This window comes from Delftia sp. DT-2, assembly GCF_028401915.1.
Classification (GTDB): Bacteria; Pseudomonadota; Gammaproteobacteria; order Burkholderiales; family Burkholderiaceae_C; genus Comamonas; species Comamonas tsuruhatensis.
This window is the reverse complement of record NZ_JAQOTI010000023.1, coordinates 23113-42819: the sequence shown is the minus strand read 5'-3', so window position 1 is coordinate 42819 and position 19707 is coordinate 23113. Positions and strand designations below refer to the sequence as shown.

The 19707-nt window shown below is 67.7% G+C and carries 20 protein-coding genes; 2 read left to right on the top strand and 18 right to left on the bottom strand.

The window, feature by feature from the left end:
• Window positions 1-29 precede the first annotated feature (29 nt).
• The 4 genes from PO605_RS28525 to PO605_RS28510 form a co-directional block, all read right to left on the bottom strand.
• A complete protein-coding gene (locus PO605_RS28525; RefSeq protein ID WP_272207226.1) occupies window positions 30-1088 on the bottom strand; it encodes a Gfo/Idh/MocA family protein in 1059 nt (352 codons plus the stop codon).
• 11 nt (window positions 1089-1099) lie between these two features.
• Window positions 1100-2251 carry a porin gene (locus PO605_RS28520; protein ID WP_047472067.1) on the bottom strand — a complete coding sequence of 384 codons (1152 nt, stop codon included), beginning with the start codon at window positions 2249-2251 and terminating at the stop codon, window positions 1100-1102.
• Between the two features lie 91 nt (window positions 2252-2342).
• Entirely contained in the window at window positions 2343-3176 is an 834-nt protein-coding gene (locus PO605_RS28515) for a shikimate dehydrogenase family protein (protein ID WP_047472065.1), read from the bottom strand.
• Between the two features lie 35 nt (window positions 3177-3211).
• Complete coding sequence (locus tag PO605_RS28510) at window positions 3212-4606, bottom strand: MFS transporter (RefSeq protein WP_016450424.1); 1395 nt, start codon at window positions 4604-4606, stop codon at window positions 3212-3214.
• A 186-nt stretch (window positions 4607-4792) separates the two neighbouring features.
• Between PO605_RS28510 and PO605_RS28505 the strand changes: the two genes are divergently transcribed.
• On the top strand, window positions 4793-5563 hold the full coding sequence (locus PO605_RS28505; protein WP_047472064.1) for an IclR family transcriptional regulator domain-containing protein: 771 nt from the start codon (window positions 4793-4795) through the stop codon (window positions 5561-5563).
• 17 nt (window positions 5564-5580) lie between these two features.
• On the top strand, window positions 5581-6018 hold the full coding sequence (locus tag PO605_RS28500; protein WP_231574418.1) for a nuclear transport factor 2 family protein: 438 nt from the start codon (window positions 5581-5583) through the stop codon (window positions 6016-6018).
• 16 nt (window positions 6019-6034) lie between these two features.
• Here the strand turns inward: PO605_RS28500 and PO605_RS28495 are convergent, their stop codons facing one another.
• The 14 genes from PO605_RS28495 to PO605_RS28430 all read right to left on the bottom strand — a co-directional run bounded on the left by PO605_RS28495 (window position 6035) and on the right by PO605_RS28430 (window position 19634).
• Window positions 6035-7060, bottom strand: coding sequence for an aldo/keto reductase (locus PO605_RS28495; RefSeq protein WP_047472062.1), 1026 nt, complete (start codon window positions 7058-7060; stop codon window positions 6035-6037).
• Between the two features lie 74 nt (window positions 7061-7134).
• Window positions 7135-8031, bottom strand: a complete 897-nt coding sequence (locus PO605_RS28490; RefSeq protein ID WP_047472060.1) for a sugar phosphate isomerase/epimerase family protein — start codon at window positions 8029-8031, stop codon at window positions 7135-7137.
• Between the two features lie 65 nt (window positions 8032-8096).
• Window positions 8097-8981 (bottom strand): 4-hydroxyphenylpyruvate dioxygenase, encoded by an 885-nt coding sequence (locus PO605_RS28485; protein WP_047472059.1) that lies wholly within the window; start codon window positions 8979-8981, stop codon window positions 8097-8099.
• 167 nt (window positions 8982-9148) lie between these two features.
• Window positions 9149-10108: a Gfo/Idh/MocA family oxidoreductase gene (locus tag PO605_RS28480; protein WP_016450429.1), complete on the bottom strand. Its 960-nt coding sequence runs from the start codon at window positions 10106-10108 to the stop codon at window positions 9149-9151.
• An 82-nt stretch (window positions 10109-10190) separates the two neighbouring features.
• A complete protein-coding gene (locus PO605_RS28475; RefSeq protein ID WP_047472058.1) occupies window positions 10191-11060 on the bottom strand; it encodes a class III extradiol dioxygenase subunit beta in 870 nt (289 codons plus the stop codon).
• A 1-nt stretch (window position 11061) separates the two neighbouring features.
• Entirely contained in the window at window positions 11062-11520 is a 459-nt protein-coding gene (gene ligA, locus PO605_RS28470) for a protocatechuate 4,5-dioxygenase subunit alpha (RefSeq protein WP_016450431.1), read from the bottom strand.
• Window positions 11521-11568: 48 nt separating this feature from the next.
• Complete coding sequence (locus PO605_RS28465; RefSeq protein ID WP_047472056.1) at window positions 11569-12486, bottom strand: amidohydrolase family protein; 918 nt, start codon at window positions 12484-12486, stop codon at window positions 11569-11571.
• A 10-nt stretch (window positions 12487-12496) separates the two neighbouring features.
• The gene (gene ligK, locus PO605_RS28460) at window positions 12497-13180 is read right to left on the bottom strand and encodes a 4-carboxy-4-hydroxy-2-oxoadipate aldolase/oxaloacetate decarboxylase (RefSeq protein ID WP_012206250.1); all 684 of its coding nucleotides are present in this window, start codon (window positions 13178-13180) and stop codon (window positions 12497-12499) included.
• A gap of 32 nt (window positions 13181-13212) precedes the next feature.
• Window positions 13213-14241 carry an amidohydrolase family protein gene (locus PO605_RS28455; protein ID WP_016454681.1) on the bottom strand — a complete coding sequence of 343 codons (1029 nt, stop codon included), beginning with the start codon at window positions 14239-14241 and terminating at the stop codon, window positions 13213-13215.
• 37 nt (window positions 14242-14278) lie between these two features.
• A complete protein-coding gene (locus PO605_RS28450) occupies window positions 14279-15655 on the bottom strand; it encodes an MFS transporter (RefSeq protein ID WP_016454680.1) in 1377 nt (458 codons plus the stop codon).
• Between the two features lie 101 nt (window positions 15656-15756).
• Entirely contained in the window at window positions 15757-16881 is a 1125-nt protein-coding gene (locus PO605_RS28445; protein WP_047472054.1) for a 4-oxalomesaconate tautomerase, read from the bottom strand.
• A gap of 180 nt (window positions 16882-17061) precedes the next feature.
• Complete coding sequence (locus PO605_RS28440; protein WP_047472053.1) at window positions 17062-17580, bottom strand: hypothetical protein; 519 nt, start codon at window positions 17578-17580, stop codon at window positions 17062-17064.
• Between the two features lie 183 nt (window positions 17581-17763).
• On the bottom strand, window positions 17764-18765 hold the full coding sequence (locus PO605_RS28435) for a tripartite tricarboxylate transporter substrate binding protein (RefSeq protein ID WP_047472052.1): 1002 nt from the start codon (window positions 18763-18765) through the stop codon (window positions 17764-17766).
• Window positions 18762-19634 (bottom strand): amidohydrolase family protein, encoded by an 873-nt coding sequence (locus PO605_RS28430; RefSeq protein WP_047472051.1) that lies wholly within the window; start codon window positions 19632-19634, stop codon window positions 18762-18764. The genes PO605_RS28435 and PO605_RS28430 overlap by 4 nt, the downstream gene beginning before the upstream one ends.
• Window positions 19635-19707 lie beyond the last annotated feature (73 nt).

Sequence of the window (19707 nt, the reverse complement as noted above, 5' to 3'; positions counted from 1 at the left end):
TGGAGGATGGCGCGCCGGTGATGTCCGGGTCACGCCGTGGTGTCGATGGCGGCGCCCATGCGGGCAGCCTCTGCAATGGCCTCGGTGATCTGCAGGTTGCGCAGGCCGTCGTGCACGCTGACCAGAGGCTGCGCCAGGCCGCGCGCCACCTGCGCGAAATGCGCCATCTGGCGCACCAGCGGGTCTTCGCGCTCCATGGCGGCCACATCCAGGTCGAAGGGCTCATTCCAGGAGCGCTGGCCGGCCGATGCATAGGTCTTCAGCCGCATGCTCGGTATGGCCAGCGAGCCGAAGGTGCCCGCCACCAGGTAGCAGTCTTCGTCCTCATAGCTGGCATAGGCCTTGTTCTCCTGCGAGGTCTGCTCCCAGCTGCGCGCGCTGGCGGCCGTGTCCGAAAGCACAAAGCTGCCCAGCGCGCCGCTGGCAAAGCGCAGGTTGATGGCCACCGTGTCTTCCACGGCAAAACCGCGCGTGGCATGCGAGGCAAAGGCCTGCACGGCCACGATGTCGCCGCACAGCATGCGCAGGTTGTGGACCTCGTGGATCATGTTGAGCAGGATGGGGCCGCCACCGGCCTCGCGACGCCAGGAGCCTTCCTCGAAATAGGCGTCCGGCTTGTAGAACAGGGCCGCACCGGTCACGGCCACCAGGCGGCCCAGCCGCCCCTGGGCGATGAGGGCTGCGGCCCGCGCCATGATCGGGCTGTGGGCGCGGTGGTGGCCCACCAGCAGCCGGGCGCCGCAGCGATCGGCCAGCGCGGCCAGCCGCTGGGCCTCGGCCACGGTGGCGGTCACGGGTTTTTCCAGCAGCACGGGCAGGCGCGCATGCATGCACTGGGCCGCCTGCGGGGCATGCAGGCGGTTGGGCGTGGCCAGCACCACGGCGTCGGGCCGGTCATGGGCGATCAGCTCGCCCAGGTCGCGCCACAGCGGCACCCCGGCCCTTTGGGCAAGCTCCCGGGCTGCGGGCGCCGGGTCCACGATGGCGGACAGGTGGCAATCCGCCTGGGCCCCGATGGCGGCGATATGGGCCTGGCCGATCGCGCCGGCGCCGGCCACGGCAATGCGAAGCGGGTGCAGCTGTGCCATGGCATGCCCCCTCAGAAGCGGTGCAGCACGCCCAGCTGCACGCCCTTGATGGTGCGGCCGTTGACGTCGTCGGCCGATGTGAAGTTGGGCTTCATGCCGCCCGAGGCCGCCAGCCTAAAGCCCGCATTGCGGTCGTTCTTCAACTGCTCGGCCACCGCGTAGAGCATGGTGCGCTTGGACAGGTCGTAGTAGGCCGCGACCGCGCCGCCCGATGCGCCGCGCCCGCTGTCCGAGCCATCCTGTATGCGGCCCCACAGTGCGCCCACGCGCAGCTGCGGCGTCACGCGGTAGTCGGCCGACAGCTGCCAGACGCGGTAGAAGCGGCGCACGTCGGCGTTCGTGCCCGCCACCAACCCGCCCACATTGCCCAGCACCGTGCCCGTGTTGTTGCCCGCCGAGCCCGCCGTGCTGTTGTTGGACCGCACAAAGGCCAGCTGGACCTTGCCCTTGCCGTAGTCGTAGTTGGCGTAGAGGTTGTCGTAGCGGACCGCGTCGGTATAGGCCGCGCTCTGCGGCGCACGCGCATACAGCCCGGCATAGCCGACGCGGTAGGGGCCGTTCAGGTAGTCCAGGCCCAGCTGGTAGATGGCCTGGCGCGCTGGAGCACCGGTCTCGGCCATGGCGTAGTGGGCCTCGAACAGGAAGCCGGCCATGCGCGGCGAGGTGTAGGAGATGTCGTTTTCGAAGCGCGAGGGCACGCCGAAGTTGTTGACCATCGATCCCAAGGTGCGCGAGGTGAAGTCGATGTAGTCGCCGCGCCCGAAGATCACGGTGTTCTGCCGGCCCAGCCGCACCTCGCCCCAGCCGCCGCCCAGGCCCACCCAGCTTTGGCGGTCGAAGCCGCGCGTGCTGTCGGCCTGCGTGCCGTTGTCGGCGTTGATGCCCATCTCCAGCTGGAACTTCGCGTACAGGCCGCCACCCAGGTCTTCCTGACCGCGAAAGCCCAGGCGGCTGCGCAGCAGGGCACCGTCCTCCAGCGTGGTCATGGATGCGCCCGAGCTGCTGCGCATGTGGTTGATGTACTGGTCCACGCTGCCGTAGATGGTGACCGAGGACTGGGCTTGGGCGCCCGCTCCCCAGGCGCCCAGCACGGTGGCCAGGGCCAGGATGCGAAGGGCCCCGCGCTGCGGCACTCGCGGTGTCTGGTGCATTTGCTGTTGCATGTTCTTGTCTCCTTCTCTGTGAAAAATGCTTTTTCGGGCGTGGCTGCGCCCTGCCCCGGACGCATCCAGGGCCGGTTGTCTGTTGGCTGGATCAGTAGGAGATGTGGGCGGTGGCGCGCAGCTCGTCGGGCGTGGCGCTGCCGAAGCCGAAGAATTCCAGGTAGGCGGGAATCATCTCGAACAGCATGTCCGTGCCCACCTGGAAGTCGCAGCCCTTGTCGCGCACGGCGCGCAGCAGCGGCGTGAACTCGGACTTCATCACCACCTCGCCCACAAAGGCGGTGGGTGCGATGCGCTGCACATCGAACGGCAGCGGGTCATCGTCCTTCATGCCCAGCGGCGTGGCGTTGACGACCACGTCAAAGCCCTGCGGGTCCCTGGAGCCCGTGCCCACCTTCATCCTCGGGTAGTAGGCAGCGAGCCGACCGGCCAGGGCCTGCGCGCTCTCGTCCCGCGTGTCGAACAGCATCAGCTCGCCCACGCCGGCCGCCGCCAGCGAGGCGGCAATCGCCGAGCCCACTCCACCCGCCCCGGAAATCAGCACCCGCGCGCCCTGCAACTGCCGCCCCTTGCGCAGCACGCCGCGCACAAAGCCCGCGCCGTCGAACTGGTCGCCCAGCAGCGTGCCGTCCTCGCGCCGCAGCACGGCATTGCAGGCGCCTGCAATGTGCACGGCGGGCGTGACCTCGTGCACCAGGTCCACCACGGACACCTTGTGCGGCATGGTGATCAGCGCGCCGCGCAGGTTGGTGAAACGCATGATGGCGGCAAAGTCGCCGGCGAAATGCGCCGCCTTCACGCCCATGGGCACGACGCAGGCGTCTATGCCCCGGCCGTCGAACCACGGGTTGTAGATCATGGGCGACTTGAAGGTCTCGGTCGGGTCGCCGATGTGGGCGATGAGGGTGGTTTTTCCGGAAATCATTTCCTGGGGCCTTCGGATGCCTTGGGTTGCAGGATTCAGCGGCCGGACTGGGCCAGGGCCTGGTTGCGCAGGCGGTCGTACTCGGCAGCTGCCACGGGCTGCGCACCGGCCTCGCCCAGGTCTTCCATGCGCACGCGGTAGGTCTCGCGGGCGCTCCACGCGGCCAGGGCGGCCACCACGGTGATGCCGAAGGCGATCAGGCCCACGGTCAGCCAGATGTTGTGCGCACCCGGAGGCGCCACGGCCGTGAACAGCGCGGGCAGCATGGCGGTGATGGCCGTGCCCACGTTCTGCGAGATGGCCATGGCCGAGACGCGGGTGCGGGTGGGGAACAGCTCGGGGTAGAAGCTGGGGAACACCGCGTTGTAGCCCTGGTAGACCACGCCCCACATCAGGATGGACATGGCGAAGGCCAGCGGCATGTTGCGTTCGCTGATGGCGTAGAGGTAGCCGATGGCCAGCAGGCCCGACAGCAGCGCGCCGAAGATGATGGGCGGGCGCCGGCCGATGCGGTCGGACAGGTTGCCCACCATGGGGATCACCAGCACCGCGACGATGTTGCCCACCACGGGAATCCACAGGTACATGTCCTTGGCGAAGCCGATGCCGTAGGCGGGCTGCACGGCGTAGGCCGCGCCGAAGATGGTGGCCACCACCGGGATCACGTTCATCAGCGCCATGCAGACCACGCGCAGCATGTCGGGCGAATGGTGGCGGAAGGCCTCGACCACGGGCGAACGCGGACGCGCCTCGCTGCGGCCTGCGGCGGTGAAGGCCGGGGTCTCGTTGACCTCGCGGCGGATGATCCAGCCCGCGATGATGACGACGAAGCTCAGGATGAAGGGAATGCGCCAGCCCCAGCTGTTGAACTGCTCGGGAGGCATGTAGTGCGCCAGCGGCAGGAACACAGCCGCTGCCAGGATCTGGCCGGCCTGCACGCCCTGCAGCGTGAAGCTGGCGAAGAAGCCGCGCCGCCCGAACGGGGCATGCTCCAGGATCATGGAGCTGGCGCCCGAGATCTCGCCGGCCACCGCAAAGCCCTGTATCAGCCGCATCAGCACCAGCAGCGCGGGCGCCCACAGGCCGACCTGGTCATAGGTGGGCAGCAGGCCCACGGCGATGGTGGAAAAGCCCATCAGGAACATGCACCACACCAGCACCTGCTTGCGCCCGTGCGTATCGCCCAGATGGCCCAGCACGAAGGCGCCGATGGGCCGCGCCACATAGCCCACGCCATAGGTGGCCAGCGAGGCGATGATGGCAATCGCCGGATCACCCTGCGGAAAGAAGATCTGCGGAAAGATCAGCGCAGCCGCCGTGGCGTAGATGAAGAAGTCGTAGTACTCCAGGGCCGAGCCTATCCAGCCGCTGGTGGCGGCCTTGCGCGGCTGGTGCCCGGTGGGCTGTGTGTGTATCGGGGTTGCGCTCATGTGTTGTCTCCTCCATGTAGAAAAGGCCCCTGCCCGATGCTTGCGGCCAGGCCGGCGGGATGTAAAAAATGTAGTTCCCGCCTATGGATGCGCCCAAGCCAATTTCGAAAGGCATGTGCGCTGATCGCACGGCGCTGTTCGATAATCGCACGCACCCAGGGTTAATCCGGAAAAATCAAAACCGTCATGACAACACCTTCCACCCTCGCCCAGCGCGACTGGATTGCCGGACTGGAACGCGGCGTATCGATCATCGAAGCCTTTGACGACGCCCACCCGCGCATGACGGCCGCCGAGGCCGGCCAGCGCACGGGCATGGCGCGCACCGCCGCGCGGCGCTACCTGCTGACGCTGCAGCACATGGGCTATGTGGCGGGGGACGGCAAGCTGTTCTGGCTCACGCCGCGCGTACTGCGGCTGGGGCAGTCGTACCTGGAGTCGGCGCGGCTGCCGCGCATCGTCCAGCCGTTCCTGCAGCGCGTGGCCGCCGGCACCCATGAAACCGCCTACCTGGCGGTGCTGGACGACGACGAGGTGGTCTACATCGCGCGCAACGGACCCAACCGCAACATGAACACCGGCTACGTGCTGGGCGCGCGCGTGCCGGCCCAGGTCACGGCGGCCGGCATGCTGATGCTGTCCATGCGCAGCGACGCCGAGCTGGAGCACTGGCTGGACAACCGCGCGCTGACGGTCTTCACCTCGCACACCATCACCTGCCCCGCCGAAATGCGCCGCGAGCTGGCCTTGATCCGCACCCAGGACTGGGCCCTGTGCGAGCAGCAGCTGAACCTGGACTCGCGCGGCATTGCCGTGCCGCTGCGCGACCGCCACGGCGCGCTGGCCGGCGCCCTCAACATCACCATGCCCATGGGCCGCGAAACCGGCAAGGACGCCGTGGCGCGCGTGCTGCCCATGCTGCGCGAGACGGCGCAGGCCATGCGGGATCTGATCTGATGGTGAACGACATGGCCATGGCGCAACTTCCTGACCTGGACATGCATGGCGGCGACGACCATCTGCTGCAGCATCTGCAGGCACTGGAAGTGCAGCTGCACGATCCGCAGGTGCGATCGGACGCAGGCCAGCTGCAGGCGCTGCTGCATGAAGACTTTCTGGAATTCGGCCGATCGGGCGGCGTGCACGACCGGGCCGCCACCGTGGACAGCCTGGCGGACGCCTTGCCAGCACAGGCTCCTGCCCGGCTGGTGTCAGGCGGCTTTGCGCTGGCGCGCCTGGGACCGGACAGCGCGCTGCTGACCTACCGCTCGGCCAGCGTGGCCGAGGATGGAACGGCCGGCCGGCATACGCTGCGCTCTTCGGTCTGGCTGCGCACGGCGCGGGGCTGGCAGATGCGCTTCCACCAGGGCACGCCCACGGCGCCATTCGACCTGGCCGCATCCATGCCATGAGCGGCCTGCGGCGTGTTCAGACGGTCTCGAACGCGTACTTTTCCGTATCCACCTCGCGCTGCGAGGCCACGGCATAGCGGTCGCCCTGGATGCGCTCGGGCTTGAAGAGGTCGTCCAGTTCGGCCAGCAGGGCCGCATCCAGGCGCACGGCGCCGCCGCGCAGGTCTTCGTGCAGGTGGTCCACGCTGGTGGTGCCCGGCAGGGCAATCACATGCTCGCCCTGATGCAGCACCCAGGCGATGGCCAGCTCGGCCAGCGTGCAGTCGGCGCGCTCGGCAATGGACTGCATGGGCGCGAGCAGCTGCAGGTTCTTCGCATAGGCCTCGGGCGCGAAGCGCGGCATGGCGGCGCGGATATCGCCCTTGACCAGGCCCTCGACCTTCTGGAGCTTGCCGGTGAGGAAGGCGCGGCCCAGCGGGCTGAAGGCCACGTAGGCAATGCCCAGTTCCTTGCAGGCCTGCAGCGTGCCCAGCTCGGCATTGCGCGACCACAGCGAATACTCGCTTTGCAGCGCGGCGATGGGGAAGGTGGCATGGGCGCGGCGCAGCGCGTCGGCGCCGATCTCGGACAGGCCCAGGGCGCGCACCTTGCCCTCTTCCACCAGGCGCGACATCTCGCCCACCGATTCCTCGATGGGCACGCGGCGGTCCCAGCGGTGCAGGTAGTAGAGGTCGATGACATCGGTGCCCAGGCGCTGCAGGCTGTCTTCGCAATTGCGGCGCAGGGTCCTGGGGTGGCCATCGATCACGCGGCGCACCACGCCGTCGTCGCCGCGCACGCCAGCCATGCCGCATTTGCTGGCCAGGGTGATGTGGTTGCGGTGGGACTTGAGCACGGGGCCGACCAGGGATTCATTGGCGCCGAAGCCATACAGCGCCGCCGTGTCGAACAGCGTGATACCGGCGTCCAGCGCCGCATGCAGCACGGCCCTGCCCTGCTCGGGCGACGGCGGATGGCCATAGGCGTGGCTGAGGTTCATGCAGCCCAGGCCGACGGCGCTGACGGAGAAGGGACCCAGGTTTCGTGTGGACAGGTTGGTCATGGTGGCTCACAGGGAAAAGAAGAAAGGGAGCGGCCGGCGCTCCCTTGCAGTGCATTCGCACAACGATTTTGCCGTCAAACCGCAGCGCCCCGCACGCCTGTGCGCGCCCAGGCCGGCAGCGGCACGGGCCGGTGCAGCACGTCGTCGTTGAGCCACTGCGCGCTGCGGCGCGCGCGCTCGGCCACGGTGTCCAGCGGCAGTTGCTGGTAGTCGTCGTTGAAGACCTCGAAGCTGTAGTCGCCACGGTAGCCCAAGCGGTCCAGGCGCAGCACCAGGTCGGCCAGGCGCTCGCTGTGCACGCCCTCGCCCGGAAACACGCGGAAGGTGCGCGCCGTGGTCATGCGTTCCTCGAAGGTGGGCGCGTCATGCCACATGAAGTCGGACAGCTGCACCAGGAAGATCTTGTCGCGGTCGATCAGCTCCAGCGCATCCAGCGGCGTCTTGGCGGCCAGGATGTGGAAGGAGTCCAGGCCGATGCCCAGGTTGGACATGTCGGCGCGGCAGACCACGTCCCAGCTGGTGGTGAATTCGTTGACGTTGCGGCCCCAGGACAGGCCCTCGTAGGCGATCTTCACGCCCAGCGGAATGCCGAGCATGGCCAGCTTGCGCAGGTCGCGCGCAATCACGTCGAGGTCGCCCGTGGCATGGCGCGAGGTGGACGAGCAGGCCAGCAGCACGGGGCTGCCGATCTCGGCGCACATCTCCAGCATGGATTTGGCGATGTCCACCTTGTAGTGGTGCAGGTGGTCGGACAGGCCCTCGAAGTCGCGCAGCACCTGAAAGCCCGTGGGCCGCAGGCCGCTGGCGCGCACCGCCGCCGCAGCCGCCTTGACGCCGCCGGGGTGGCCGGCCAGGTCGCGCGCACTGAGCATGACCTGGGTGAAGCCCGCGCGCCGGATGGCGTCGAGCTTGGCCTCCAGCGAGCCATTCAGAGTGATGGTGTCCATGCCATAGCTGTCCAGCAAGCCCATGTTGCCCTCCAGGATCGTTGTGTGTATCGGCGGTTGAATCGGACGGCGGCGCGCCAGGCTTTGCGCTAGGCGTCGCGGTGCACCAGCTCGAACACCACGGTGCCCATGGCGTTGCGCGTGAGCGCGCCGCGGTCATCGGGGTGCAGGCGGCTCGATTCCACGAACTCCACGCCGCGCTGGCGCAGCGCCTGCACGGCGCCAGGCACGTCGGTGGTGCCCAGCCCGATGCGCTGCAGGCGCTCGGGCATGTCGTCCCACTCCAGGCCCGGATCGGGCTCGATGAGCTGCCACAGGAAGCGCTTGCAGGGGCTGCGCATGAGCTTGCCCTTGGGCAGGATGCCGAAGCGCTGCGCGTCGGGCAGCAGGTGGAAGTCGAACATGCGTTCGAAGTAGGTGATCCAGTCGGCGCTGCGGCCACGCCCTATGTACTGGACCACGCCGAAATAGCCCAGGCCGGCCAGCGCCGGTGGATGGGAATCGGCCCCGGCGATGGGCTTGAAATCAATGTCGTAGATGGAGAACTCCTGCCATCGATCGACAAAGTAGAAGCGGCTGCCACCCGGGCCGTGGATGGCCGGGATGTGCAGCTCCATCGCCTGGGCCTGGCTGGGCGCCGCCCAGGCTCCCAGCTCGATGCAGCGCGTATGCGCCTGCAGGGCATCCTGCACGCGCAGCGCCACGGCCGAGATGACGGGCTGCCCGTCCGAGGCGGCATGGGCCAGCACATCGGCGGCGCCCGCATTGACCACCAGGTTCATGTCCCCCTGCCGGTACAGCGTCACCTCGCGCGAGCGGTGCCGCGCCACGGGGCGAAAGCCCAGCCCCTCCAGCACCTGGCCCAGGGCCTGGGGCTGGCTGGTCGTGTACTCGATGAACTCTATGCCGTCGATCCCGAGGCGATTGGACGCCTCGGGCACGTCTTCCCGGCTGCTGGAGGAGGAATCGGTCATTGCGGTACTCCGGGTGGAAACATGATCGTCGTGCCACGCCCAAGTGGCATCGCTCTCCTACGATCAAATACGCGTAAAACTGGCGCGGCCCAACTCAGAGACACCGAGGAAGGGCCGCCCCGCACCGAGGGTGTCGTCCCCCTTTCAGGGGGAAGACGCGAAGCGGCTCAGGGGGTGAGCTGTTTTTCCAGATCGTGCAGGACCTGATAGCAGGGCAGCACCTGGGCCACGCTGGAATTGGGCTCGCGGCCTTCGCGGATGGCGGCGAAGAACTCGCGGTCCTGCAGCTCGATGCCGTTCATGGACACGTCGACCTTGGAAACGTCGATCTTCTCTTCCTTGCCGTTGACGAGGTCGTCATAGCGCGCGATGTAGGTGCCGGTGTCGCCGATGTAGCGGAAGAAGGTGCCCAGCGGGCCGTCGTTGTTGAACGACAGGCTCAGCGTGCAGATGGCGCCATTGGCGGCCTTGAGCTGGATGCTCATGTCCATGGCAATGCCCAGTTCCGGGTGGATGGGGCCTTGCACGGCGTTGGCCTTCACGATGGGGCTGCCGGCCTGGTAGGCGAACAGGTCCACGGTGTGGGCAGCGTGGTGCCACAGCAGGTGGTCGGTCCAGCTGCGGGCCTGGCCCAGCGCGTTCATGTTGGTGCGGCGGAAGAAGTAGGTCTGCACATCCATCTGCTGGATGTTGAACTCGCCGGCCGCGATCTTCTTGTGCACCCACTGGTGGCTGGGGTTGAAGCGGCGCGTATGGCCGCACATGGCCACCAGGCCGGTCTGCTTTTGCAGATCGGCCACGGCCTGCGCGTCCTTGAGGCTGTCGGCCAGCGGGATCTCCACCTGCACATGCTTGCCGGCCTTCAGGCATTCGATGGCCTGGGCGGCGTGCATTTGCGTGGGCGTGCACAGGATGACGGCGTCCACCTCGGGCAGGGCCAGGCTGTCGGCCAGCTCGGTGGTCACATGCTGGATGCCGTACTTGTCGGCCACTTCCTGGGTCTTGGCCAGCTCGCGGCCCACCAGGGAGACGACTTCCACGCCGTCGATGTTCTTGATGCCGTCCAGGTGCTTGATGCCGAAGGCACCGGCGCCCGCCAGGGCGACTTTGATGGTCTTGTTGCTCATATGAGTCTCCGTAGAGCCGCCTCAAGGAGGCGAAGGCCCCCTCGGGGGGCAGTGAATACACGCAGTGATGAACGTGGGGGCCTCAGCCGTTCTCCAGGATGAGATGTCCCACGGCCGTATTGGACGCGGGCACATGGTAGAAGCGGTGGTTGACCTTGGGCAGCGGCGCGGGGCCGTCCACATCGGCCATGGCGCCGCGCGCGATCAGCCACATCACGAGCTCGATGCCTTCGGAGCCAGCCTCGCGCACGTAGTCGATATGCGGCATCTTGGCCAGGCCGGCAGGGTTCTCGATCAGCAGGTCCAGGAAGCGGTTGTCCCACTCCTTGTTGATCAGGCCCGCACGCGCGCCCTGCAGCTGGTGGCTCATGCCGCCCGTGCCCCAGATCTGCACGTTCAGGTCTTCGTCGAAGCTTTCCACGGCGCGGCGGATGGCGCGGCCCAGGTTGAAGCAGCGCTGGCCCGACGGCACGGGGTACTGCACCACGTTGACGGCAAACGGAATCACCGGGCAGGGCCAGGCGCCCGTGCGCGCGTCCTGCTCGCCGCACATCAGCGACAGCGGCACGGTCAGGCCGTGGTCCACGTCCATCTTGTTGACGATGGTCAGGTCGAAGTCCTGCTGGATCACCGACTGCGCAATGTGGCTGGCCAGTTCCGGATGGCCGATGACCTTGGGCACGGGGCGCGGGCCCCAGCCTTCGTCGGCGGGCTGGTATTCAGCGGCCGTGCCGATGGCAAACGTCGGAATGAAGTCCAGGCTGAACGCGGTCGCGTGGTCGTTGTAGACCAGGAAGATCACGTCGGGCTTGTTGTCCTTGAGCCATTGGCGCGAGTGCTCGAAGCCCTTGAACAGCGGCTGCCAATAGGGGTCGCCCACCTTGCCCAGGTCCATGGCCGCGCCGATGGCGGGCACATGCGAGGTGTAGACGGATGCGGTGATGCGCGCCATGTCAGTTGCCTTCCTTGTTGTTCTTGTCCACGCTGCCGGCCTTGCCCTGCGGCTGGCGGTGGGCCTGGGCATCGCCCTCCTCGCCCACGCGGCGGTTGCCTTCGGCCGAACGGCCTCCGCTCACCATCATGTTGCGGTATTCCTCTTCCGACATGCCGGTCATGGAGCCGGCCATTTGCTGGAAGCTCTTGCCATCCGTGGCGCCGATCTTGGCCAGGAAGTAGATGTTGCCGCCCGTGCGCATGCACCAGTTCAGATCGCGGGCCAGGACGGCCTGCTTCTGCTCCTCGCTCATGGCCCATTCGTCCAGGTAGGCACGCTCGTCGGCCTTGAAGCGCTCGCGGTTCTCGGCCTTCATCAGCGACATGCAGAACTGGTTGAGCCAGTAGCCTTTGCGGGACTGCTCGGCATCAAAAATGATGGTGCCGGGCACGTCCAGATAGGGTTTGTCCAATGCCATGGATATCTCCTTGAATATGTCCGGCACCCAGGCCGGACATGGTCGCCATCAGGCTTCTTCGGGCCAGTACAGACGCATGGGGTTGTCGACCAGCAGCTTCTTCTGCAGCTCGGCAGTCGGTGCAATGTGCGGGATGAAATCGACCAGCAGGCCGTCGTCGGGCATGTGGTCCTTCAGATTGGGGTGGGGCCAGTCGGTTCCCCACAGCACGCGGTCGGGGAATTCCTCGACCACGCGGCGGGCGAAGGGCACCACGTCACGGTAGGCATTTTGCTCGCCGTCCAGCGCCTTGGGGCCGGTGACGGACAGGCGCTCTGGGCAGCTGACCTTGCTCCAGACGTTCTGGTGCTCGCGCATGAACTTGAGAAACAGCTCGAACTCGGGCCCGTCCACGGGCTTGCTCACGTCGGGGCGGCCCATGTGGTCCACGACCACGGTGGTGGGCAGGCTGGTGAAGAAATCCCACAGCTCGGGCAGGTCCACGGCCTCGAAGTAGATGACCACATGCCAGCCGAGCTTGGCGATGCGGCCCGCGATCTCCATCAGCTCGTCCTTGGGCGTGAAGTCCACCAGGCGCTTGACGAAGTTGAAGCGCACGCCGCGCACGCCGGCGGCGTGCAGTTCCTGCAGTTCCTCGTCGGTCACGCTGCGGCGCACCGTGGCCACGCCGCGCGCCTTGCCGCCGGCGGCCTTGCAGGCATCGACCATGGCGCGGTTGTCGGCGCCGTGGCAGGTGGCCTGCACGATGACGTTGCGCGCAAAGCCCAGGTGGTCGCGCAGCGCGAACAGCTGCTGCTTGCTGGCATCGCAGGGCGTGTACTTGCGCTCGGGCGCGAACGGGAATTCATCGCCAGGGCCGAAGACGTGGCAATGCGCATCGACGGCGCCTGCGGGCACCCGGAACTTGGGCTTGGAGGGGCCGGCGTACCAGTCCAGCCAGCCGGGGGTCTTTTCAAAAGCGCTCATGTTCCCTCCTTCAATCGATGTAACGAAGGCCGGCCTTTTCGAGCGGCTCGCGCATCTTGTACATGTCCAGGCCCAGCACGCCGGAAGCCAGCTTGGCGCGCTTCTCGCCCTCGAAGCTCTCTCGCTTTTGCGCGGCAGCCAGGGTTTCGGCGGCCTTGGCGGCGGGCACGCAGACCACGCCGTCATCGTCGGCCACGATCACGTCGCCGGGCGTGACCCACATGCCTGCGCAGACCACGGGGATGTTGACCGAGCCCAGCGTGGCCTTGATCGTGCCCTTGGAGGAGATGGCGCGGCTCCACACGGGGAAGTTCATTTCCTGCAGCGTCTTCACGTCGCGCACGCCGGCGTCGATGATCAGCGCACGCGCGCCGCGCGCCTGGAAGCTGGTGGCCAGCAGGTCGCCGAAGTAGCCGTCCGTGCATTCCGAGGTCACGGCCGCGACCACGATGTCGCCGGGCTGGATCTGCTCTGCGGCCACATGCATCATCCAGTTGTCGCCGGGCTGCAGCAGCACGGTGACGGCCGTGCCCGAGACCTGCTGGCCCGCGTAGATGGGACGCATATAGGGCTTGAGCAGGCCCACGCGGCCCATGGCCTCGTGGACGGTGGCCGAGCCCAGGGCGGCCAGGCCGTCGGCGGCCGCGCGGTCGGCGCGCTGGATGTTGCGGTAAACCACACCGAGTTCGTACATGGTGTTCTCCTTGATCTGTGGTGGCGGCCTGCTTACAGGCCCTTTTGCTTGAGGGCGGCGTCCAGGCGCGGGAACACGCGGCGCGCGTTGCCTTCGTAGACCTGGTAGCGCTCTTCTTCGGTGAGGTTGGCCGTGGCCTCGATGTAGCGCTTGGTGTCGTCGTAGTAGTGGCCCGTGGTCGGATCGATGCCGCGCACGGCGCCGATCATCTCGCTGGCGAACAGGATGTTCTTGACCGGGATCACCTTGGTCAGCAGGTCGATGCCCGGCTGGTGGTAGACGCAGGTGTCGAAGAAGATGTTGTTGAGCAGGTGCTCGTCCAGCAGCGGCTTCTTGAGTTCCTGCGCCAGGCCGCGGAAACGGCCCCAGTGGTAGGGCACGGCACCGCCGCCATGGGGGATCAGGAACTTGAGCGTGGGGAAGTCCTTGAACAGGTCGCTGGTCAGGCACTGCATGAAGGCCGTGGTGTCGGCATTCAGATAGTGGGCGCCCGTGGTGTGGAAGCACGCGTTGCAGCTGGTGGAGACGTGGACCATGGCCGGGATGTCGTACTCCACCATCTTTTCGTAGATGGGGTACCAGGAGCGGTCCGACAGCGGGGGCGAGGTCCAGTGGCCGCCTGACGGATCGGGGTTCAGGTTGATGCCCACGTTGCCGTACTGCTCCACGCACTTGACCAGCTCGGGAATGCAGGTCTTGGGGTCCACCCCGGGCGACTGCGGCAGCATGGCGGCCGGGATGAAGTGATCGGGGAACAGCTGGCTGACGCGGTAGCACAGCTCGTTGCAGATGGCGGCCCAGGTGCTCGATGTCTCGAAGTCGCCGATGTGGTGCGCCATGAAGCTGGCGCGCGGGCTGAAGATGGTGAGATCGGAGCCGCGCTGCTTCATCAGCTTGAGCTGGTTGGTCTCGATGGTCTCGCGGATCTCGTCGTCGCTGATCTTCAGCTCGCTGGCCCGCGGGGCCTTGGACGGGTCCTTGAGTCCCGCGATCTGCAGGTCGCGCCAGGCGCCCAGGGCCGCGGGCGCGGTGGTGTAGTGGCCGTGTACGTCGATGATCATCGGAGGGTCTCCTGCGTCTTTATGGGGTGGGAATGTGTCAATGAAGGGGCGTGGCAGGCACCGCGCCGCCCTGCGGCTCGGGACTGCTGTACTGCTTGATGATGAGGGCGGCCATGGCGATCACGCCAGGAATGGCCACCACGGCAAAGATCTCGCTGAAGGCCATGTGGCGCGCCGACAGCTCGGCCACCAGGAAGGAGCCCGCGATGCCGCCGAAGCGCCCGATGCCCAGCATCCAGGCCACGCCCGTGGCGCGGCCGCGTGTCGGATAGAAGGCGGCGGCCAGCGCCGGCATGGACGACTGGGCGGTGTTCATGATGGTGCCGGCCAGGAAGACGGCCACCACCAGCCAGCCCAGGTGGCCGGCCGTCTGGCCTATCCACCAGATGGAGGCCGCCGTCAGCGCATAGCCGATGGCGATGATGCGGTTGGCATTGAAGCGGTCCATGAGCCAGCCGAACAGCACGGCGCCCACGCCGCCCAGCGGGAACAGCGCCGCCACCAGGGTGCCGGTCTTGGGGTCCAGGCCCGCTTCCTTGAACAGCACGGGCATCCAGTTCATCAGCGCGTAGAAGATGACCAGGCCCATGAAGTAGGCGATCCACAGCATCACCGAGCCCACGCGGTACTGGCGCGAGAGCACCACGCCCATGCCGCTGCCGGCCTGGGCCTCGGGCCTGGCCTCGGTCAGCACGAAACGCTGCACGCCCTGCACGGCATCACCGGCAATGCGCGCCAGAACCTTGCGGATGCGATCGGCCGGGTAGTTGTTGGCCACCATGTGGCGCACCGACTCCGGCAGCAGCACGACCAGGGCCACCAGCAGCAGCAGCGGCGCGGCACCGCCCAGGATGAGCACGCTGCGCCAGCCGAAATGCGGGATCATCCAGGCCGCCAGAAAGCCACCGAAGGCCGCGCCCAGCGGAAATCCGCAAAACATGGCGTTGGTCAGCGTGGCACGGCGCGAATCAGGGCAGTACTCGCTCATCAGCGTGACGGCATTGGGCATGGCGGCGCCCAGGCCCAGGCCGGTGACGAAGCGCAGCACGGCCAGGGTCCAGATGTCGGGGGAAAAGCCGGAACCCAGGCAGGCCACGGCAAACACCGCGACCGAGCCCACGAGCACGGTCTTGCGGCCCAGGCGGTCGGCCAGCGGGCCCGAGAAGATCGCGCCTGCGGCCAGGCCGAACAGCGCAGCGCTGAGCACGGGCGCCAGCGCGGGCTTGCTCACGCCCCACTCGGTGATCAGCGAGGGCGCGATATAGCCGATGGCCGCCGTATCAAAGCCATCGAGCAGAACGATCAGGAAACACAGCGCAAAGATCACCCACTGGAATCCCGAGAACGGGTGCTCGTTGAGCAGGGTCTGCACATTGACGCCGGTTGCTGCGGCGTCCTTCTGGACGGATGTCATGACTTGTCTCTTCCACTGTCTCTCAGCCTGGCGGATACCGCATCTGCGCGCGCGGCCCGCCCCTTGCACCGCAGGGGCCGGCAAGCCCCTGCGCTGTTTCTTCAGTCCTGCCTGCGGCCGTCCCAGACCGAGCGCGGCACCATGACCTCGCCACGCATCAGCAGGCGCGCCGTGCGCAGCAGGGCCGCCTTGGTCACTACGTCGGGATGGGCCGGGTCGCTGTCCAGCGTGACGCTGAACTCGCCCGTGGGATGCTCCACCGAGACGGTGAGCGGACCCGTGCCCTGCTGCAGCTGTGCCACGCCCTCGCACACGGTGCCCGGCATCTTCACCGCCGTGCCCACGGTGACGGCCGCCAGCACGCCGATGGCGTCATGGCAGACATGGGGGATGAAGCTGCGCGTGGTCAGCGCGCCGCCATGCTGGGGCGGCGCGATCAGGGTCATCTTGGGATAGTTCTTGGCCGAGACATCGCCCAGGCCCATGGTCTGCGAGATCTGCAGGCGCAGCGCCTCGATGCGGCGCTTGAGGTCGGTGTCGGCGTTGAGCTCGGCCACGGTCTCCAGGCCGGTGGCGCCCACGTCGGCGGCCTTGAAGATCACCAGCGGCATGCCGTTGTCTATGCAGGTGACGTCAAGCGTGAAATCTTCGAACCCCTCGCCCGTCACCGTGACCGTGTCCCGGGGCTTGCCCGTGGGCAGCAGGCCCGAGCAGACCGAGCCGGCCGTGTCCAGGAAACTGATTTCGATGGGTGCCGAGCTGCCGGGCGCGCCGTCGATGCGGGCCGAGCCTTCGTACTCCACCTGGCCGCCGGGCGTCTGCACCGTGATGTCGGCCGCCATGCCGGTGTTCAGCGTCAGCACGCGGAAGGTGCTGGTCTCGCCACGCGGCTGCACCATGCCGGTCTCCAGCGCAAAGGGAACCACGCCGGCCAGCATGTTGCCGCAGTTGGGCGTGGTGTCCACCGTGTCCTTGTCGGGCTGCAGCTGGGCGAAGAGGAATTCGAGGTCGATGCCTTCCTTGTCGGAGAGGCTGACGATGCCGACCTTGCTGGTCAGCGGATGCGCGCCACCCACGCCGTCGATCTGCCGCTTGTCGGGCGAGCCCATGGCCGCGAGCAGCACGCGGTCACGCGTGGGCAGGTCGGAGGGAAGATCGGTGGCCCGGAAGAAGGGGCCCTTGGAAGTACCGCCCCGCATCAGCAGGCAGGGAATGGCCGTTTGCATGGCTGTCTCTATCAGTATGGGTATGACAGCTATTGTGAGCATGGCGCGGGTCAGGCACTACTGAGCAAGCCCGCTAGCAGCTATAGCAAACCGGCATAGCTCAGTGCCAGGCTTGCGCTGCGGGTTGCGGCGCCCGTGCGCCGCAACTGCTTGATACAACTTATTTTTGTGCGGTGCTGCTCAATCGCGGCCATGGCCTCGGCCGCGATCATGGCCATGCCCGGGGCCACGGTGGTCATCACCACGCCCGCCATGGCGATCGTGGCGGTCGTCACGGTCCCAGCGGCGGTCATCGCGGCGGTGCTCCCATTCGCGGTGGCGGCGCTCCTCGCGCCAGCGAGGATCGTGGCGCGGCGGCCCGGCGCGCCAGTGCGGCGGCGGATTGCGCAGGAAGTACACCGGGCGGCCGCAGGCACCGTAGCGTGCGCAGTGCTTGCCCCAGTGCTTGGCATGGCCGGGCGGCACCCACATGTAGACCGGCGGCGGGGCCATGGGCGCCGGCGCGATGATGACGGGCCGCTGGTACAGCAGCGGCGGAGGCGGGGCATTGCCTATGTCCACGGTGCCGTAGACACCCGGAGCCAGCTGGCCCGAGACCGAGCCGCTGATATAGGTCTGCGCCTGGGCCGCAAGGGCCGAGCAGGCCAGCGCAAGGGCGGCCGCGGCGCGCAAGGTGGATCGCAAGGTAAGCATGGCCATGTTCTTTTGAAGGGGTGAAACAGGAAAGGCCCCGTTTCTACCAAGCGCCTGGGGCCGCATGGGCCGTTGCGCCTGAAAAGGTGTAAGAACCCGTTCAAGCCAGCGCCCGTTCCTGCTCAACGCGCCAAGGCTGCCCGCGGTGTACAGCAAACCGCAATGGTCCGCTTTCTGGCCTGCACGCGCTCAGTCCAGCTTGAGCCGCGAATCCTTCACCACCTTCTGCCATTTGGCGATCTCGGCGCGGCGGAATGTCTCCAGCTCGGCCGGCGTGGAGCCTATGGGCTCGGCACCTATGCCAGCGAGCCGCTCCACGATGGCGGGTTCGCGCAGCACCTTGGCCAGCACCGTGGACAGCCGGTTCACGATGGCGGGCGGCGTGCCGGCCGGCGCAAAGATGGCGTTCCACTCGTAGGTCTCGTAGCTGGGCACGCCCGACTCGGCAATGGTCGGCAGCTCGGGGGCGGCCTTGGAGCGCTCCAGCCCGCCCACGGCCACCGCGCGCAGCTTGCCGGTCTTCACGTGCTGCCAGGCCGAGCCCATGCTGGCAAACATCAGCGGCACCTGGCCCGACATCACGTCCATCATGGCCGGGCCGCCGCCCTTGTAGGCCACATGGTGCAGCTGCGTCCTGGCCAGCAGGTTGAACAGCTCGCCCGCCAGGTGCTGGGCCGAGCCCGGGCCTGCCGACGCAAAGTACAGATGCCCGCCCGCTTCGGAGCGGCCGGCCTGGATCAGGTCCTGCACGCTCTTGATGGGGGACGAAGGCGCCACCACCAGCACATTGGGCACGCGCAGCAGCAGCGAGACCGGCGCGAAGGCCTTGAGCGTATCGAACTGCATGCGCGCGTGGATGGCGGGATTCTGCGCGTGGTTGGAGGCATCGAGCATCAGCGTGTAGCCGTCGGGCTGGGCCTTGGCCACCTGGGCGCCGCCGATCATGCCGCCTGCCCCGCCCCGGTTCTCGATCACCACGGGCTGGCCCAGCTCGGCAGACAGACGGGGGCCGATCAGGCGCGCCACCACATCGACGGTGCCGCCCGGCGGATAGGTCACGACCAGGGTGACGGGGCGCTCGGGGTAGTTGGCCGCTGCAGCCGCAGCGGCTGGCGCGGCCATGCCGGCAACGGCCGAGATCAGGCCTGCGGCCGCCCACAGGCCGGCGGTGCGTCTGGACAGGGATTTCATGGTGTGTCTCCTTGGGTTTGAATCGGGCTCGGAAATCGGAACAGCTCGACGGCGCTGCGGCCCAGCACGGCCTGCAGCGAGGCGGCATCGTCCAGCGGGTCCAGCCAGTCGTGCATCCAGCGCACGGCCGCCGGATAGCTGGCCTGGCCCGCGTGCTGGGTGTGCGGCCAGTCGCTGCCCCAGAGCAATCGCTCGGCCGCAAAGGCCTGCAGCAACTGCGCGGTGGCCTGCCGCCCCGAGGCGGCGCAGTCGGCGGCGGGCCAGATGCGGTAGGGCGCGGACAGCTTGACCCACACACGGCCGCTGCCGGCCTGTTGCAGCAGATAGCCAAAGCCAGGGTCGCGCACGCCCAGGGCCGGGTCAGGACGCCCGAAGTGATCGACCACCACGCGGCAGCCGGCCGCCAGCAGGGTGGGCAGCAGGTCAGTCAAGCGCCCGGCCTGCAGGTGCAGCTCCACATGCCAGCCCAGGGTGTTGGCCTGCTCCAGCACGCGGCGCCAACCGGGGGCATTCAGATCAGGCAAAGGCAGGCCGATCAGGTTCAGGCGCATGCCCACCACGCCGGCATCGGCCAGGGCCTGCAGGTGGTCCTCGCCCGTGTTGTCATCGACCACGGCCACGCCGCGCAGGCGCTGCGGCCGGGCGCGCAGGGCCTGGAGCATGTAGCGGTTGTCCGTGCCCAGGAAGCTGGGCTGCACGAGCACGCCATAGGCCAGGCCGTGCGTGTCCAGGTGCTGCAGATACGTGGCCAGGGCCGCATCTGCGTCGGGCGCGTAGCGGCGCACATCGGGCATGGGCAGGCCGCGCTCGAAGACATGGGCATGGGTATCGACGCTGGACGCAATGGCGAACCTGGGCAGGGCAGACACGGGGAAAAACTCCTTGCGGGTGGCGCGGCACAGGATGCGGCGCAGGGGGTATGCGGCCGGATTCTAGGAACGA